12 protein-coding genes, 1 tRNA gene and 4 rRNA genes are annotated in these 17,011 nt (G+C 41.5%); 14 read left to right on the forward strand and 3 right to left on the reverse strand.

Annotated features, from left to right (window positions below):
- Positions 1–638 precede the first annotated feature (638 nt).
- A complete protein-coding gene (locus tag HWV00_RS01460; RefSeq protein WP_211684388.1) occupies positions 639–2,087 on the reverse strand; it encodes a YfcC family protein in 1,449 nt (482 codons plus the stop codon).
- Positions 2,088–3,074: 987 nt separating this feature from the next.
- Between HWV00_RS01460 and HWV00_RS01465 the strand changes: the two genes are divergently transcribed.
- The 6 genes from HWV00_RS01465 (at position 3,075) to HWV00_RS01490 (ending at position 9,150) form a co-directional block, all read left to right on the forward strand.
- A 16S ribosomal RNA gene (locus tag HWV00_RS01465) occupies positions 3,075–4,619 on the forward strand.
- Between the two features lie 119 nt (positions 4,620–4,738).
- Positions 4,739–4,814: transfer RNA gene (locus HWV00_RS01470), tRNA-Glu, on the forward strand.
- 219 nt (positions 4,815–5,033) lie between these two features.
- Positions 5,034–7,925 (forward strand): 23S ribosomal RNA (locus HWV00_RS01475).
- A gap of 126 nt (positions 7,926–8,051) precedes the next feature.
- A 5S ribosomal RNA gene (gene rrf, locus HWV00_RS01480) occupies positions 8,052–8,167 on the forward strand.
- Positions 8,168–8,263: 96 nt separating this feature from the next.
- Positions 8,264–8,379, forward strand: a 5S ribosomal RNA gene (gene rrf / locus HWV00_RS01485).
- The 16S, 23S and 5S rRNA genes sit together here with 1 tRNA gene alongside, the layout of an rRNA operon.
- A 210-nt stretch (positions 8,380–8,589) precedes the next feature.
- Positions 8,590–9,150 carry a DUF1415 domain-containing protein gene (locus HWV00_RS01490; RefSeq protein WP_211684389.1) on the forward strand — a complete coding sequence of 187 codons (561 nt, stop codon included), beginning with the start codon at positions 8,590–8,592 and terminating at the stop codon, positions 9,148–9,150.
- Between the two features lie 58 nt (positions 9,151–9,208).
- On the opposite strand, the gene pyrI is transcribed toward HWV00_RS01490, so the two are convergent.
- Both pyrI and pyrB read right to left on the reverse strand, forming a co-directional pair.
- Complete coding sequence (gene pyrI, locus HWV00_RS01495) at positions 9,209–9,670, reverse strand: aspartate carbamoyltransferase regulatory subunit (RefSeq protein WP_211684390.1); 462 nt, start codon at positions 9,668–9,670, stop codon at positions 9,209–9,211.
- Between the two features lie 4 nt (positions 9,671–9,674).
- On the reverse strand, positions 9,675–10,607 hold the full coding sequence (gene pyrB, locus HWV00_RS01500; RefSeq protein ID WP_211684391.1) for an aspartate carbamoyltransferase: 933 nt from the start codon (positions 10,605–10,607) through the stop codon (positions 9,675–9,677).
- A gap of 338 nt (positions 10,608–10,945) precedes the next feature.
- Between pyrB and HWV00_RS01505 the strand changes: the two genes are divergently transcribed.
- The 8 genes from HWV00_RS01505 (at position 10,946) to tuf (ending at position 16,997) form a co-directional block, all read left to right on the forward strand.
- A complete protein-coding gene (locus tag HWV00_RS01505) occupies positions 10,946–11,329 on the forward strand; it encodes a RidA family protein (RefSeq protein WP_019443181.1) in 384 nt (127 codons plus the stop codon).
- 12 nt (positions 11,330–11,341) lie between these two features.
- The gene (gene tusD / locus HWV00_RS01510) at positions 11,342–11,740 is read left to right on the forward strand and encodes a sulfurtransferase complex subunit TusD (RefSeq protein ID WP_211684392.1); all 399 of its coding nucleotides are present in this window, start codon (positions 11,342–11,344) and stop codon (positions 11,738–11,740) included.
- A 21-nt stretch (positions 11,741–11,761) separates the two neighbouring features.
- A complete protein-coding gene (tusC, locus tag HWV00_RS01515; RefSeq protein WP_211684393.1) occupies positions 11,762–12,118 on the forward strand; it encodes a sulfurtransferase complex subunit TusC in 357 nt (118 codons plus the stop codon).
- 14 nt (positions 12,119–12,132) lie between these two features.
- Positions 12,133–12,423 carry a sulfurtransferase complex subunit TusB gene (gene tusB, locus HWV00_RS01520; protein WP_211684394.1) on the forward strand — a complete coding sequence of 97 codons (291 nt, stop codon included), beginning with the start codon at positions 12,133–12,135 and terminating at the stop codon, positions 12,421–12,423.
- A 230-nt stretch (positions 12,424–12,653) separates the two neighbouring features.
- Positions 12,654–13,028 (forward strand): 30S ribosomal protein S12, encoded by a 375-nt coding sequence (rpsL, locus tag HWV00_RS01525; RefSeq protein ID WP_019443185.1) that lies wholly within the window; start codon positions 12,654–12,656, stop codon positions 13,026–13,028.
- Positions 13,029–13,112: 84 nt separating this feature from the next.
- The gene (rpsG, locus tag HWV00_RS01530; RefSeq protein ID WP_019443186.1) at positions 13,113–13,586 is read left to right on the forward strand and encodes a 30S ribosomal protein S7; all 474 of its coding nucleotides are present in this window, start codon (positions 13,113–13,115) and stop codon (positions 13,584–13,586) included.
- A 68-nt stretch (positions 13,587–13,654) separates the two neighbouring features.
- The gene (gene fusA, locus HWV00_RS01535; RefSeq protein ID WP_211684395.1) at positions 13,655–15,748 is read left to right on the forward strand and encodes an elongation factor G; all 2,094 of its coding nucleotides are present in this window, start codon (positions 13,655–13,657) and stop codon (positions 15,746–15,748) included.
- Positions 15,749–15,812: 64 nt separating this feature from the next.
- On the forward strand, positions 15,813–16,997 hold the full coding sequence (gene tuf, locus HWV00_RS01540) for an elongation factor Tu (RefSeq protein WP_211684396.1): 1,185 nt from the start codon (positions 15,813–15,815) through the stop codon (positions 16,995–16,997).
- The last annotated feature ends 14 nt before the right edge of the window (positions 16,998–17,011 follow it).

Consider the following 17,011-nt stretch of genomic DNA (forward strand, 5'->3'; position numbering starts at 1 on the left):
TATTGTTAATGGTATGTAACTTATTGATTTGAATCTATTTATTATGCCTGGTCATTGTGGCGATTATGATTGTCCATGGCTTGTTCTGCTTATTTTTCAAATTAAGCTTTTGATTTTTAAGTGTTTGCTAATCTTTGTTTTTAGGTGATTTTAAATAATTATTTTAATCGTTAAAATTTATGCAGTTGTAGTGATTATATATCTAAATGGGTAGGTGTTTTTTCGTTGGTAATTTGCTAGTTAGATCATGTTTTTATTTAGACTTATTATTGCTTTATATCTTGTTGTTTTTATTGTTTTTATAATAAGGCGATATTCTCTGTTAGCTTCGCGATATTGAGGTCGATTGTGGCGTGTAATTTGAAGTATGAAATGAGTCTTATTCTGTATTTTAACATGCATTTTTGTGGGATTACTTAAGATTAATAGAGCCAATATTAGTTCTTAAATTTATAGTGGGTGTTGTGACGCTAAATACGAGGTATGAGGCTATTAATGGTAAGAGCTACAGTCGTTATAAATGAATTGCAAAGAACTGAGGGAGGCTATAGAGCAAAGAAATATAGGTAAAAAAATACCCTTCCTTGAGATAGGAAAGGTATTTAGTTATCAATGAAACTAATTATGTTAACTTTAAATTAAGATAGGATGACGCCAATACTGAGCATCGCCATCACTAAAATAGTGAGTGTTGCGATGAGTGGTGCTACCCATTTTAACCAACGAACATAAGGTACTTTGGCAATCGCAAGACCACCCATAACCACTGCTGAAGTTGGGGTTATTAAGTTCACAATACCTGAAGCAGATTGGAATGCTGTTACAACTAAATCTCGACTAACAGAAGCAAAATCAGCTAATGGAGACATAATAGGCATAGTTAAAACAGCTAATCCAGATGTCGATGGCACTAAGAATGAAAGTAATACTTCAATCCAATACATGACATTGATAAAGACAATACCAGATAAACCAGAGATCGCTATTTCAGCTGAGTTGAGAATAGTATCAGTGATCATACCTCGGTCCATGATCACGACAATACCACGAGCAATACCAACAATAAGTGCAACGCCAAGTAGATCGCGAGCTCCATCAATGAAACTTGATGTTAGTTCTTCTTCACTCATTCTAGCGACGAGGCCTGTGATAATGGCTGATACTAAGAATAGACCTGAAATTTCAGCCATCCACCAACCTGCTACTGCAACACCATAAATCATGATTGCAAAAGAAGCGACGAAGATAGAGAGGATGAGTTTACGCGTTGTTGTAAATTCTAATTTCTCATCTGATTTATTTCCTAAGAAATGATCCATATGCTCTTGATGTTTATCAAACATAATCGATTTTGACGGGTCCGCTTTGATTTTCTTAGCGTAACGCATTACGTAGATTACGCAGATTAACCAACCGATAGCTAAGGTCGCGATACGTAAGAACATGCCATCAGTAAACGGGATACCAGCAGTATTAGATGCAATCACTGTTGCAAATGGGTTAATGGTCGAACCGATTACACCAATACCAGCGCCTAATAGTACGGTTGCTGCGCCTACCACTGAATCAAAGCGAGCTGCAAGCATGACGGGGACGATGAGTGAATAAAATGGTAATGACTCTTCTGCCATACCGTAAATAGTACCGCCAGCAGCAAAAAGCGCCATTAGAATTGGGATCATCAATTCTTCCCGACCATTTAAGCGAGTCGTTACACGCTCAATACCCGCATCAATTGCGCCCGTTTTTGTTACAAGCCCAAGAAAGCCACCAATAATAAGAATGAAAAGGGAAACATCAATTGCCGCTGCAGCATAGGTATTGTGATCATAAAAGCCATCGATAGGAGCGAGAACTACATCAACAAAACCTTGAGGGTTATTTTCAACAGCGTGGTATGTACCTGTTATTGGTACTTCTTTACCGATGTCATCATTCATTACTCGATCGTATTGGCCTGCTGGTACGATCCAAGTCATTAAGGCTACAACAGCAATAAGTGCAAATAAGATGGTGTAGGCTGAAGGGAATTTTAAATTAGCAAAAAAATTACTTTTATCCGTATTAGTTACCTGTGAAGTTGTCATTTTTTATCCTTGCTATGTGTCATATTAATATGGTGTTACATATAAAAATGTGAGCAATTATGGTGTGGGAGATAATCTGTGAGCATAAATAAAGTAGTGTATTTTCATTGCCTTAACCTAAATTAAAAATAAGACTGATTTGATGAGGATTGTAATGATGATTACCTTTATTTAATTACTAAATGATCACATATTTAATAAATACTGATCATACTTAAGTTTATGATTATGCTGATTTTTACAGGTTTAGGATATTTTGTTTAAATAAGTGCAAAATTATTCAATTAATTAAAAATGCGTATAACCGAGGCAAACTTAGTCAGTTGTTCGATTAAGCTCATAGTAATAAGGCGGGAAGAGAGGTGAGTTAAAACAGTATTAATTTATTATTTGATTTAGATGCGTAAATATTCATTGTGGTGTGACTTTACTGGCGACTAATATGGGCTTTATGCAATTTAATATGCTTTAGCTTCGTAGTGATTATTCCGTTAAATTTTGATTTAAATCAATCGTACAATATGGTGTTGTAGCGGATTGAATGGAGTAACTATGTATTGATAAAGACTTTGATTGTGTTATCGATTTTAAATAACGTGGTTATGGGGGAACTGTTGAAGGCTGGGTTGTCTTAATGGACGAAGTTATCGAGCTTTAATTGTTCATTAAGTAATCAAAAATAAAGGGCGTTTATTTAATTTCAGAAAGGGCTTGCTAAGAAATCAAAGATCCCTATAATGGCGCCTCACTGACACGGCAACAGCCGCTCAGTATGCTCTTTAACAATTTATTCAAGCAATCTGTGTGAGCACTTGCAGAGATATAATGACCAAATATTATATCAATGTAATTGTGAACATTAAATTAAATCGAAAGATTTGGTTTTATAAACAACAAACCTTGGTTTGTTGTTGAAGTACAGAATTCATTGAGCCGACTTGATACTCATCATCAGTAATGATTTTAGGTGTCAGTCAAAAAAACTTTTAATTGAAGAGTTTGATCATGGCTCAGATTGAACGCTGGCGGTAGGCTTAACACATGCAAGTCGAGCGGAAACGAAGAATAGCTTGCTATTCTGGCGTCGAGCGGCGGACGGGTGAGTAATGCTTGGGAATCTGCCTAGTCGAGGGGGACAACAGTTGGAAACGACTGCTAATACCGCATACGACCTACGGGTGAAAGGGGGCCTCTTCTTGAAAGCTCTCGCGACTAGATGAGCCCAAGTGGGATTAGCTTGTTGGTGAGGTAAGAGCTCACCAAGGCGACGATCCCTAGCTGGTCTGAGAGGATGATCAGCCACACTGGAACTGAGACACGGTCCAGACTCCTACGGGAGGCAGCAGTGGGGAATATTGCACAATGGAGGAAACTCTGATGCAGCCATACCGCGTGTATGAAGAAGGCCTTCGGGTTGTAAAGTACTTTCAGCGAGGAGGAAAGGTAAGTAGTTAATAACTGCTTACTGTGACGTTACTCGCAGAAGAAGCACCGGCTAACTCCGTGCCAGCAGCCGCGGTAATACGGAGGGTGCAAGCGTTAATCGGAATTACTGGGCGTAAAGCGCATGCAGGCGGTTTGTTAAGCGAGATGTGAAAGCCCCGGGCTCAACCTGGGAACTGCATTTCGAACTGGCAAACTAGAGTTCTTGAGAGGGTGGTAGAATTTCAGGTGTAGCGGTGAAATGCGTAGAGATCTGAAGGAATACCAGTGGCGAAGGCGGCCACCTGGCAAGTAACTGACGCTCAGATGCGAAAGCGTGGGTAGCAAACGGGATTAGATACCCCGGTAGTCCACGCCGTAAACGATGTCTACTCGGAGTTTGGTTCCTTGAGAACTGGGCTCTTAAGCTAACGCATTAAGTAGACCGCCTGGGGAGTACGGCCGCAAGGTTAAAACTCAAATGAATTGACGGGGGCCCGCACAAGCGGTGGAGCATGTGGTTTAATTCGATGCAACGCGAAGAACCTTACCTACTCTTGACATCCATAGAACTTTTCAGAGATGAATTGGTGCCTTCGGGAACTATGAGACAGGTGCTGCATGGCTGTCGTCAGCTCGTGTTGTGAAATGTTGGGTTAAGTCCCGCAACGAGCGCAACCCTTATCCTTATTTGCCAGCACGTAATGGTGGGAACTCTAAGGAGACTGCCGGTGATAAACCGGAGGAAGGTGGGGACGACGTCAAGTCATCATGGCCCTTACGAGTAGGGCTACACACGTGCTACAATGGCGCATACAAAGGGCTGCAAACCAGCGATGGTAAGCGAATCCCATAAAGTGCGTCGTAGTCCGGATTGGGGTCTGCAACTCGACCCCATGAAGTCGGAATCGCTAGTAATCGTGAATCAGAATGTCACGGTGAATACGTTCCCGGGCCTTGTACACACCGCCCGTCACACCATGGGAGTGGGCTGCACCAGAAGTCATTAGCTTAACCTTCGGGAGGGCGATGACCACGGTGTGGTTCATGACTGGGGTGAAGTCGTAACAAGGTAGCCCTAGGGGAACCTGGGGCTGGATCACCTCCTTACGTAAAGTTGTTAATTTTTGTAAGTGCCCACACAAATTGCTTGAATAGAAACGTTAAAGACAATCTTATGAAAATAAGATAACGATTGGGATGAAATCCAGTCGTAGAAAGTAAATTGTGTCCCGTTCGTCTAGAGGCCTAGGACACCGCCCTTTCACGGCGGTAACACGAGTTCAAATCTCGTACGGGATACCACTTTTCTTTCTGATTAAAAATCAAAGCTAAGCAACAATGTTTATCTTTGCTTTTTAGCAAATTGCTCTTTAAAAATTTGGAAAGCTGAATAAATAAAGAAGTTCTTAAAACACGTTATTACTTAGGTAATAACAATATAGTGTTCTTGAGTATTCTTGAGGCGAAAAAAACTAGATAATACCTAGTTATTTCAATTGTACGGTCGACTTTAGATTGTATGGTTAAGTGACTAAGCGTATACGGTGGATGCCTAGGCAGTCAGAGGCGATGAAGGACGTGTTAATCTGCGTTAAGCTGTGGGGAGTTGATAAAAAGCGTTAATCCACAGATTTCCGAATGGGGGAACCCACTCTACTTTGTAGAGTATCGTAACGTGAATACATAGCGTTGCGAAGCGAACCGGGAGAACTGAAACATCTAAGTACCCCGAGGAAAAGAAATCAATAGAGATACCCTTAGTAGCGGCGAGCGAACGGGGTCTAGCCCTTAAGCAGTTTGGAAGTTAATGGAAGATTCTGGAAAGTTTCACGATACAGGGTGATAGTCCCGTACATGAAAACGACCTTACTGTGAAATCGAGTAGGACGGCACACGTGATATGCTGTTTGAATATGGGAGGACCATCTTCCAAGGCTAAATACTACTGACTGACCGATAGTGAACCAGTACCGTGAGGGAAAGGCGAAAAGAACCCCTGTGAGGGGAGTGAAATAGAACCTGAAACCGTATACGTACAAGCAGTGGGAGCAGACTTGTTCTGTGACTGCGTACCTTTTGTATAATGGGTCAACGACTTAATTTCAGTAGCAAGGTTAAGCGAATAGCGGAGCCGTAGGGAAACCGAGTGTTAACTGCGCGAATAGTTGCTGGGATTAGACCCGAAACCCGGTGATCTAGCCATGGGCAGGTTGAAGGTTGAGTAACATCAACTGGAGGACCGAACCGACTAATGTTGAAAAATTAGCGGATGACTTGTGGCTGGGGGTGAAAGGCCAATCAAACCGGGAGATAGCTGGTTCTCCTCGAAAGCTATTTAGGTAGCGCCTCGCGTCTAACTATTGGGGGTAGAGCACTGTTAAGGCTAGGGGGTCATCCCGACTTACCAACCCTTTGCAAACTCCGAATACCAATAAGTTCAATCGCGGGAGACACACGGCGGGTGCTAACGTCCGTCGTGGAAAGGGAAACAACCCAGACCGTCAGCTAAGGTCCCAAAGTGTATGTTAAGTGGGAAACGATGTGGAAAGGCTCAGACAGCCAGGAAGTTGGCTTAGAAGCAGCCATCTTTTAAAGAAAGCGTAATAGCTCACTGGTCGAGTCGGTCTGCGCGGAAGATTTAACGGGGCTAAACATACCACCGAAGCTACGGATGCAAGACTTGTTCTTGCATGGTAGAGGAGCGTTCTGTAAGCCGTTGAAGGTGAGTTGAGAAGCTTGCTGGAGGTATCAGAAGTGCGAATGTTGACATGAGTAACGATAATGGGGGTGAAAAACCTCCACGCCGAAAGACCAAGGGTTCCTGTCCAACGTTAATCGGGGCAGGGTGAGTCGACCCCTAAGGCGAGGCCGAAAGGCGTAGTCGATGGGAAACTGGTTAATATTCCAGTACTCACTTATATTGCGATGGGGTGACGGAGAAGGTTAGGCTAGCATGGCGATGGTTGTCCATGTTTAAGGTTGTAGGCTGTATTCTTAGGCAAATCCGGGAATACATTAAGGCTGAGAACTGATGACGAGTCTCTACGGAGATGAAGTAGTTGATACCCGGCTTCCAGGAAAAACCTCTAAGCTTCAGATATAAGAGAATCGTACCCCAAACCGACACAGGTGGTTAGGTAGAGAATACTAAGGCGCTTGAGAGAACTCGGGTGAAGGAACTAGGCAAAATGGTACCGTAACTTCGGGAGAAGGTACGCCAATGATGGTGAAGGACTTGCTCCGTAAGCTATTGTTGGTCGCAGAGAAATGGTGGCTGCAACTGTTTATTAAAAACACAGCACTGTGCAAAATCGAAAGATGACGTATACGGTGTGACGCCTGCCCGGTGCCGGAAGGTTAATTGATTGGGTTAGACTTAGGTCGAAGCTCATGATCGAAGCCCCGGTAAACGGCGGCCGTAACTATAACGGTCCTAAGGTAGCGAAATTCCTTGTCGGGTAAGTTCCGACCTGCACGAATGGCGTAATGATGGCCACGCTGTCTCCACCCGAGACTCAGTGAAATTGAAATCGCTGTTAAGATGCAGTGTACCCGCGGCTAGACGGAAAGACCCCGTGAACCTTTACTATAGCTTGGCACTGAACATTGAACCTACATGTGTAGGATAGGTGGGAGACTGTGAAACATTGTCGCTAGATGATGTGGAGTCTATCTTGAAATACCACCCTTGTACGTTTGATGTTCTAACGTAGGCCCCTTATCGGGGTTGCGGACAGTGTCTGGTGGGTAGTTTGACTGGGGCGGTCTCCTCCCAAAGAGTAACGGAGGAGCACGAAGGTTGGCTAAACATGGTTGGACATCATGTGGTTAGTGCAAAGGCATAAGCCAGCTTAACTGCGAGACAGACACGTCGAGCAGGTACGAAAGTAGGTCTTAGTGATCCGGTGGTTCTGAATGGAAGGGCCATCGCTCAACGGATAAAAGGTACTCCGGGGATAACAGGCTGATACCGCCCAAGAGTTCATATCGACGGCGGTGTTTGGCACCTCGATGTCGGCTCATCACATCCTGGGGCTGAAGTTGGTCCCAAGGGTATGGCTGTTCGCCATTTAAAGTGGTACGCGAGCTGGGTTTAGAACGTCGTGAGACAGTTCGGTCCCTATCTGCCGTGGGCGTTTGAGAATTGAGAGGAGCTGCTCCTAGTACGAGAGGACCGGAGTGGACGAACCACTGGTGTTCGGGTTGTTATGCCAATAGCATTGCCCGGTAGCTAAGTTCGGAACTGATAACCGCTGAAAGCATCTAAGCGGGAAGCAGGCCTCGAGATGAGTTCTCACTGGGACTTTAAGTCCCCTGAAGGGCCGTTGGAGACTACAACGTTGATAGGCAAGGTGTGTAAGTGCTGTGAGGCATTGAGCTAACTTGTACTAATTACCCGTGAGGCTTAACCATACAAATTAAAGTATGATTAATTGAAATATCGACTTAAGAATAGATTGAACACTTTATGTTTTAAAGACTTCTTTATTTATAGCTTTTCAGATTTTAAAGATACATTTTGAAAGCAAACTAGATTTGCTTGGTGACCATAGTGTTACGGTACCACCTGATCCCATTCCGAACTCAGTAGTGAAACGTAATAACGCCGATGGTAGTGTGGGGTTTCCCCATGTGAGAGTAGGGCATCGCCAAGCGCCACTTTTAATTCAAGGCAAAGCCTTGGGTAGAGAATAATGTTTAAAACGTTGTTTTAAACAAGAGCAGATGATTCGTAAGACTCGAAAAATTTGTTTGGTGACCATAGTGTTACGGTACCACCTGATCCCATTCCGAACTCAGTAGTGAAACGTAATAACGCCGATGGTAGTGTGGGGCTTCCCCATGTGAGAGTAGGGCATCGCCAAACGCCACTTTTAATTCAAGGTATTACCTTGGGTAAAGAACGATTCAAGACGCTGTCTTGAACGAAAAAAGCCGATATCATTGATATCGGCTTTTTTTATACCTGTAATTTATAAAGCGTTAAGCTAAAATCTATTCAAATATACTTTCACCCCTCATAGTTAATGACATTTTGGTGATTAACTAATTAAATACATATGTTTAGGATCCTTATATGACTGATAATCACGAAATCATTAAATTACAAACATTAAAATGGGTGAAAGATATTATTGTTAAATACAATATCTGTCCTTTTGCGAAAAAAGAGTTAGAGCGAAAAACAATTCATTGTGCGGTGTTTGATAGTACTGATTTAACTGAATTATTAGAGCAAATAAATGCAGAGTTCATTCGCCTAGATACGAATGATGATATTGCAACTACGTTAGTTGTGATTCCTAAGTTAAGCCATAAATTTGATGACTTCCTTGATCTTATTGATTATGCAAATGACTTACTCGAAATGCAGGATTATGAGGGCATTTATCAATTAGCACATATGCACCCTAAGTATTGTTTTGACGATACTACGATGTTGGATGCCGCTAATTTTACTAATCGTTCACCTTATCCAATGATTCATATTATTCGAGAAGATGAGATGGCTAAAGTACTAAGAGTATTTCCAAACCCTGAAGAGATCCCTGAGCGTAATATTGAATTATTAAGAAAAAAAGGTTTTCAGGAAATTAAAGCTGAACTAGAAGCGTGTTTTAATGTTGAAGGGAAGTAATCGAATAGATTATTTTGATAGAGTCGCCTCAATGAGAGGCGCTCTGACATTATTTAAATTAAGTTTGTGCCGTTACAATTTCTTTTGAGAATGTTTTTTCACAATACTTACACTTCAGGCCGATATTATTTTTGATTGTTTTAATCGAAAATGATGACGTAACTGGTTCACCATGGGTAATACAATTTGAATTAGGACATGGGAAAACGTTTTCTACTTCTTTAGGCAATGCTAATGCATGCTTGTCAGTCACTTTGAAATTTTCAATAATATTAATCGTTGCATTAGGTGCTAGCAACGCTAATTGATTGGCTTGTGATTTTGTTATTTCTGTATTTTCGACTTTAATTAAATCTTTCGTTTCACCGTTATGTGTTGGTAAATTGAAACCTACGGTAACGCGCTGTTTCGTGTTTGTAAGACTAAACAATCGTAATATCTTAACACCTTGTCCAGATGGAATGTGATCGATAACGTAACCATTACAGATAGCTTCAACTTGCATATGAATATTTTTCATTATCTTATCCTTCGATTGTTTCGTTTAGTACAAGTGCAAGTAATGCTTCTCGTGCATAGACACCATTTTCAGCTTGTTGGAAATAATAAGCATAAGGCGTCTTATCTACATCAACAGTGATCTCATCAACACGCGGTAATGGGTGAAGTACTTTTAAATTATCTTTCGCATTTTTTAATGTACTTGCAGATAAAATGAAGCCAGCTTTCATGTGCTGATATTCAGTCTCATCAAAACGCTCTTTTTGTACTCGGGTCATATATAGCACGTCAATTTCAGGTACAACTTCTTCAATAGAGTCATAGCAAGCATAACTTACATTATGCTCATCAAGTTCGTCGCAGATATATTCAGGCATTGCTAACGCGCTTGGAGAAATGAAATGGAATTTACAACCAGTAAATTTAGCAAGCGCTTGCGCTAAAGAATGTACTGTTCGGCCATACTTTAGGTCACCTACAAATGCGATATTTAAATTATCTAAACGGCCCTGTGTTTCGTAGATTGAAAACAAATCCAACAGTGTTTGAGTAGGGTGTTGGTTAGAACCATCACCGCCATTGATAACAGGCACATTAGAAAATTCAGATGCTAATCTTGCAGCACCTTCTTGAGGATGACGCATAACAAAGGCATCTGCGTAACTTGAAATAACACTGATCGAATCTGCAAGTGTCTCACCTTTTTTAGCGAGCGATGTATTCCCTGCATTATCAAACCCAATCACGGTGCCACCTAAGCGCTGAATAGCAGTCTCAAATGAAAGCCTTGTACGAGTTGATGCTTCAAAAAAGCAACTCGCAATTACTTTGTTTTTTAATAGTTCGGGCTGAGGATTTTTCTTTAATTGTGCGGCTGTTTTAACAATAAGTTCTAATTCACTGCGCGAGATATCATTAATAGAGACGATATGTTTTCTAAATAACGGATTGACCATGTTTGTGCCCTGATTATCGGAATTAGCTTAAAAAAAAGCCTCATATTAAAAGTTATGAGGCCTTACAAGTTTGGATGATTAGAGTGGGAGCGTTACGTTCTATTTTGTTAAACATGTCCTAACTCCCTCATTCACTAAACACAATTGGCAATTTTAGCTCAAAACAAAATCCACAGAAAGCACTATTCAAATTAATTTCATGTAAAAAAATATATAAAGTTTAAAATAATCGTTGCTCTATGTTTGCTTATTGCTCGTATTATTAAATATAATGGCGACAGATATTACAATATACTCGCTCTAATTATGGGAGCATTGATAAAATTATGGAACTTACAATGAGTAAAAAAATCATTTCTACAACGAATGCACCTGCTGCAATTGGTCCATACTCACAAGCTAATCAACTTGGAAATATGGTTTTTACTTCAGGACAGATCCCATTAGTACCTGAAACGATGGAAATTGTTGAGGGCGGCGTTAAAGAGCAAGCCGAACTTGTAATGGAAAATTTGATGGCTGTACTTAAAGCGGCAAATGCTAGCGCTGATACAGTAATCAAAACGACATGTTTTTTAAGTGATATGAATGACTTTGTTACTTTCAATGAAGTATACGCACGTTATTTCCCAGAAAATGCGCCAGCACGTTCTTGTGTTGAAGTTGCTCGTTTACCGAAAGACGTGTTAGTTGAAGTTGAAGCAATCGCTTATACTCTTTAATTAGGTCTATTTATGTCTCAACCTGTCACTATTGCTGTACTTGTTACTGGTCCAGCATATGGTAGCCAAGACGCTTTAAGCGCCTATCATTATGTTAAATCTGCAATTGAATTGGGTCATACAATTCAACGTGTATTTTTTTATAATGACGGGGTGCTTAATGGCTCTACCCTGACATCTCCTGCTGCAGATGAATTTGATCTGTATAATGCTTGGTTAATATTAGCCCGTGAACATCGATTTGATTTAGATATATGCTCGGGTGCTGCGCTAAGGCGTGGTGTTATTGATCAAAGTGAAGCTGGTAAGGCTGGAAAGAGCCACTTTAATCTTGAATTACCATTTCAATTAACGGGACTAGGTCAATTAGCAGCGTCGATTGTTACTGCTGACCGAGTGATCCAGTTTTAACTATACTATTTGGTCTAATATATGTTGAGAGCCGCATTTATTACTCGTCAAGTTCCTCATGGGACGAGCCTCGCGAGAGAAACACAAGATGCTATCCTGGCAACATCCGCCCTTACTGAAGATTTAAGCGTCTTTTTTATTGGTGATGGTGTTTATCAATTGGTGAGTAAACAAAAGCCTCAGGGGATCGCGTGTCGCGACTTTGCGCCAACATTTGGTATGTTTGAGCTATATGATATCGAAAATGTTTATGTATGTGCTGATTCGCTCCTAGAGCGTGGTATAAGCGACGTCGAGTTGATTATTGACGCAGAGCGCTTGCCACAGTCTGAAATTAATCAGCGTATACGTCAGCATGCTATTATTTTGAATTTTTGATTGGTGATATAACTATGCTTCATATTTTTAAATCGTCACCTTTCTCACGCAATACGTTTATTGATAGTTTAGCCTATCTTGATGATGGTGATGTGGTGCTCTTTATTCAAGATGCCGTCGTGATTACAGCATCACACCATAAATATGCTAAAATACTTCAAGATTTAATGCCAAAAGTGACATTTTATACTTTAACAGAAGATCTCGATGCAAGAGGGTTAAAATCTATTTTAGGTCAGCAGGTTAGCTATCCTGAATTTGTTAACCTTACTGTGTCGAATTCACAAATTCAGACTTGGAACTAAATAAGCCTGATTTATACGAATTTTTAATTGTTGCGCTATAAACTTCGGGTAAGTTTTTATCTTGTAGTGTTGTAAAAGCGCTTTATTTACGATTTATTGGCAAATAAACTAATTTATTTTCAATAATACCGTTGTTATGCTTGACAGCTAAAGGCGCAATGACTAAAATTCTGCGTCCCTATATTAGGGATGATTTTTCACACGTAAAAAACTCAACGGAGCTATTTTAAATGGCAACTACTAACCAATTAGTACGCAAGCCTCGCGTAAGAAACGTTACAAAAACTAACGTTCCTGCTCTAGAAGCTTGTCCACAACGTCGTGGTGTTTGTACTCGCGTATACACTACTACTCCTAAAAAACCTAACTCGGCTCTACGTAAAGTAGCTCGTGTTCGTCTAACTAACGGTTATGAAGTTACTTCATACATCGGTGGTGAAGGCCATAACCTTCAAGAGCATAGCGTGATCTTAATCCGCGGTGGTCGTGTTAAAGATTTACCGGGTGTTCGTTACCATACAGTTCGTGGTGCGTTAGATACAGCTGGTGTTAGCGACCGTCGTAAAGGTCGTTCTAAATACGGTGCTAAACGCCCTAAAAATTAATGGTTCTTCGTTAAGTAAGGCCAAGCAAACTGTTAACTATTTATTAGTTTTGGGTAATACCTGAAGCACAACGAGGAATATAAGATGCCAAGACGTCGCGTCGTAGCTAAAAGAGAAATTTTAGCAGATCCAAAATTCGGATCAGAAATCCTAGCAAAATTCATCAACATCGTAATGGTAGACGGTAAAAAATCTACTTCTGAAGCGATTGTATATGGTGCGCTAGAAACTATCGCTACTAAAAGCGAAGACAAAACACACCTAGAGCTTTTCGAAATCGCTCTAGACAACGTTCGTCCATCGGTTGAGGTTAAATCTCGCCGTGTTGGTGGTTCAACTTACCAAGTGCCAGTAGAAGTTCGTCCTTCTCGTCGTAATGCACTAGCTATGCGTTGGTTAGTTGAAGCAGCACGTAAACGTGGTGAAAAATCAATGGCTGCTCGTCTAGCTGGAGAGCTATTCGACGCTGCTGAAAACAAAGGTTCTGCGGTTAAGAAACGTGAAGACGTTCACCGTATGGCTGACGCGAATAAAGCATTTGCTCACTATCGCTGGTAATTTTTTGACGCAGATTTTAAATCTGCGTCAACTACTTTCTGTCTAGGTTTCCTAGTAAGGGATTTATTGTGGCACGTACAACTCCGATCGAGCTCTACCGTAATATTGGTATTTGTGCTCACGTTGATGCGGGTAAAACTACAACTACAGAACGTGTTTTATTCTATACTGGTCTTTCACATAAGATTGGTGAAGTTCATGATGGCGCAGCCACTATGGATTGGATGGAACAGGAGCAGGAGCGTGGTATTACCATTACTTCTGCAGCGACAACAACAATGTGGAAAGGTATGGATGCTAAATTTAAACAGCATCGTATCAATATCATTGATACTCCGGGACACGTTGACTTCACTATTGAAGTAGAGCGTTCTCTACGAGTTCTTGATGGCGCAGTTGTCGTATTTTGTGGTGCATCAGGTGTTGAACCACAATCTGAAACGGTTTGGCGTCAAGCTGATAAATATCAAGTACCACGTGTTGTATTCGTTAATAAGATGGATCGCACAGGTGCGGATTTTGAAGCTGTAATTGACCAAATTCGTAATCGTTTGGGCGCAACTTGTGTTCCAATCCAGTTAAATATTGGTGCGGAAGAAGAGTTTGAAGGCGTAATTGATTTAATTAAGATGAAATCAATTAGCTGGAATGAAGCAGATCAAGGTATGTCATTTAGTTATGGCGAAATTCCTGCTGATCTACTTGAGCGTGCAGAAGAACTACATGAAGAATTGGTTGATGCTGCCGCCGAAGCTAACGATGAGCTTATGGATAAATACCTTGAAGAAGGTGAGTTATCTGAAGAAGAAATTAAAGCTGGTTTACGTCAACGCACGCTGAACAACGAGATCGTACTAGCGACTTGTGGTTCTGCCTTTAAAAATAAAGGTGTACAAGCGGTACTTGACGCAGTGGTTGAATTTCTTCCTAGCCCAACGGAAGTGAAAGATATCAATGGTATTGATGAGAACGAGAACGAAGTTACTTGTCCATCAAGTGACGATGCTCCGTTTGCTGCATTAGCCTTTAAGATTGCCACTGACCCATTTGTTGGTACGCTCACATTTATGCGAGTATACTCAGGTGTAGTCAATACTGGCGATAGCGTTTATAATTCTGTTAAGCAGAAGCGTGAACGTTTAGGTCGAATTGTGCAAATGCATGCGAATGATCGTCAAGAATTGAAAGAGATACGTGCAGGCGATATCGCTGCAGCAATTGGTCTTAAGGATGTCACTACTGGTGATACACTTTGTGATAATAATCATAGAGTAATCCTTGAGCGTATGGAATTTCCGGAACCGGTTATCCAGATTGCTGTAGAACCTAAAACAGTAGCCGATCAAGATAAGATGGCTATCGCGCTAAGTAAATTAGCTGCTGAAGATCCATCGTTCCGTGTTGAAACTGACGAAGAGTCAGCGCAAACACTGATATCTGGTATGGGTGAACTTCACCTGGATATTATTGTCGATCGTATGCGTCGTGAGTTTAACGTTGAATGCAACGTTGGTAAGCCTCAAGTTGCATATCGTGAATCAATTCGTGATTCAGTTGAAGCAGAAGGTAAATTCATTCGCGAGTTAGGCGGAAAAGGTCAATATGGCCATGTTCTGCTGAAACTGGAGCCGCTTGAAGCGGGTGCTGGTTTTGAATTTGTGGATGCTATTGTTGACGGTGAAGTTCCTCGTGAATTCATCCCAGCGGTAGAAAAAGGTTGTAAAGAACAGATGGATCAAGGTGTGTTAGCAGGATATCCTATCATGGATGTTCGTGTTACACTCCACGGTGGTTCATTCCACGACGTTGATTCCAATGAAATGGCATTCAAAGTCGCGGCGTCATTTGGTTGCAGACAGGGCGCATTGGATGCGAATCCAGCCTTGCTTGAACCAATGATGAAAGTTGAAATAACCACTCCAGAGGAGTGGATGGGTGATGTTGTTGGTGACGTAAGCCGTCGTCGCGGCATGATCGAAGGTATGGATGATGGCCACTCAGGTCTTAAAATTATTCATGCTAAGGTTCCTTTGTCTGCAATGTTCGGTTATGCAACTGCACTCCGTTCAGCTACACAGGGCCGCGCTTCGTATTCAATGGAATTCCTTGAATACAATGAAGCACCTAAAAACATCGCTGACGCAATTATTGAAGCGAAATAAAGTTTAACTTTGGTAGTCTTTATCATAAGATAAAGGCTTAACTGATAATAAGAAGGTACACGTCGTGTCTAAAGAAAAATTTGTACGTAGTAATACCCACGTAAACGTAGGTACAATTGGTCACGTTGACCATGGTAAAACAACTCTAACAGCAGCAATCACAAACGTACTTGCAAAAGTATACGGTGGTGAAGCTAAAGATTTCGCAGCAATCGATAACGCTCCTGAAGAAAGAGAACGTGGTATCACGATCAACACTTCACACGTTGAATACGATACGCCTAACCGTCACTACGCACACGTAGATTGCCCAGGACACGCGGATTATGTTAAAAACATGATCACTGGTGCTGCTCAAATGGACGGCGCAATCCTAGTTGTTGCTTCTACTGATGGCCCTATGCCACAAACACGTGAGCACATCCTACTTTCTCGTCAGGTTGGCGTTCCTTACATCATCGTATTCATGAACAAATGTGATATGGTTGATGATGAAGAACTACTTGAACTAGTAGAAATGGAAGTTCGTGAACTTCTTTCTGAATATGACTTCCCAGGTGATGACCTACCAGTTATCCAAGGTTCTGCTCTTAAAGCTCTTGAAGGCGAAAAAGAGTGGGAAGACAAGATCATTGAACTAGCTGAAGCGCTAGATTCATACATCCCTGATCCAGAACGTGCTATCGATATGCCTTTCATTATGCCTATCGAAGACGTGTTCTCAATCTCTGGCCGTGGTACTGTTGTAACTGGTCGTGTTGAGCAAGGTATCGTTAACGTTGGTGATTCAGTAGAAATCGTTGGTATCCGCGAAACTGTTACTACTACATGTACTGGTGTTGAAATGTTCCGTAAACTGCTTGACGAAGGTCGTGCTGGTGAGAACATTGGTGCACTTCTACGTGGTACTAAACGTGAAGACGTTGAACGTGGTCAAGTACTAGCTAAGCCTGGTTCAATCACTCCACATACTAAGTTTGAATCTGAAGTATACGTACTTTCTAAAGAAGAGGGTGGTCGTCACACTCCTTTCTTTAAAGGTTACCGTCCACAGTTCTACTTCCGTACAACTGACATCACTGGTGCTGTAGAGCTTCCAGAAGGTGTTGAAATGGTTATGCCTGGTGACAACCTTAAGTTTGTTGTTGAGCTAATCAACCCAATCGCGATGGAAGAAGGTCTACGCTTCGCTATCCGTGAAGGTGGCCGTACAGTTGGTGCTGGTGTTGTTTCTAAAGTAATCGCTTAATTTCGATTAGTTTA

The sequence above is a fragment of the Moritella sp. 24 genome, assembly GCF_018219155.1.
In the GTDB taxonomy this organism is placed as follows: domain Bacteria; phylum Pseudomonadota; class Gammaproteobacteria; order Enterobacterales; family Moritellaceae; genus Moritella.

Excerpts from the sequence above, each read along its gene's own strand:
- tusD (WP_211684392.1), top strand. The coding sequence starts at position 11,342 with ATGTCTCAACCTGTCACTATTGCTGTACTTGTTACTGGTCCAGCATAT.
- HWV00_RS01505 (WP_019443181.1), top strand. The coding sequence starts at position 10,946 with ATGAGTAAAAAAATCATTTCTACAACGAATGCACCTGCTGCAATTGGT.
- HWV00_RS01490 (WP_211684389.1), top strand. The coding sequence starts at position 8,590 with ATGACTGATAATCACGAAATCATTAAATTACAAACATTAAAATGGGTG.
- pyrI (WP_211684390.1), bottom strand. The coding sequence starts at position 9,670 with ATGAAAAATATTCATATGCAAGTTGAAGCTATCTGTAATGGTTACGTT.
- tusB (WP_211684394.1), top strand. The coding sequence starts at position 12,133 with ATGCTTCATATTTTTAAATCGTCACCTTTCTCACGCAATACGTTTATT.
- tusC (WP_211684393.1), top strand. The coding sequence starts at position 11,762 with ATGTTGAGAGCCGCATTTATTACTCGTCAAGTTCCTCATGGGACGAGC.
- rpsL (WP_019443185.1), top strand. The coding sequence starts at position 12,654 with ATGGCAACTACTAACCAATTAGTACGCAAGCCTCGCGTAAGAAACGTT.
- HWV00_RS01460 (WP_211684388.1), bottom strand. The coding sequence starts at position 2,087 with ATGACAACTTCACAGGTAACTAATACGGATAAAAGTAATTTTTTTGCT.
- rpsG (WP_019443186.1), top strand. The coding sequence starts at position 13,113 with ATGCCAAGACGTCGCGTCGTAGCTAAAAGAGAAATTTTAGCAGATCCA.
- pyrB (WP_211684391.1), bottom strand. The coding sequence starts at position 10,607 with ATGGTCAATCCGTTATTTAGAAAACATATCGTCTCTATTAATGATATC.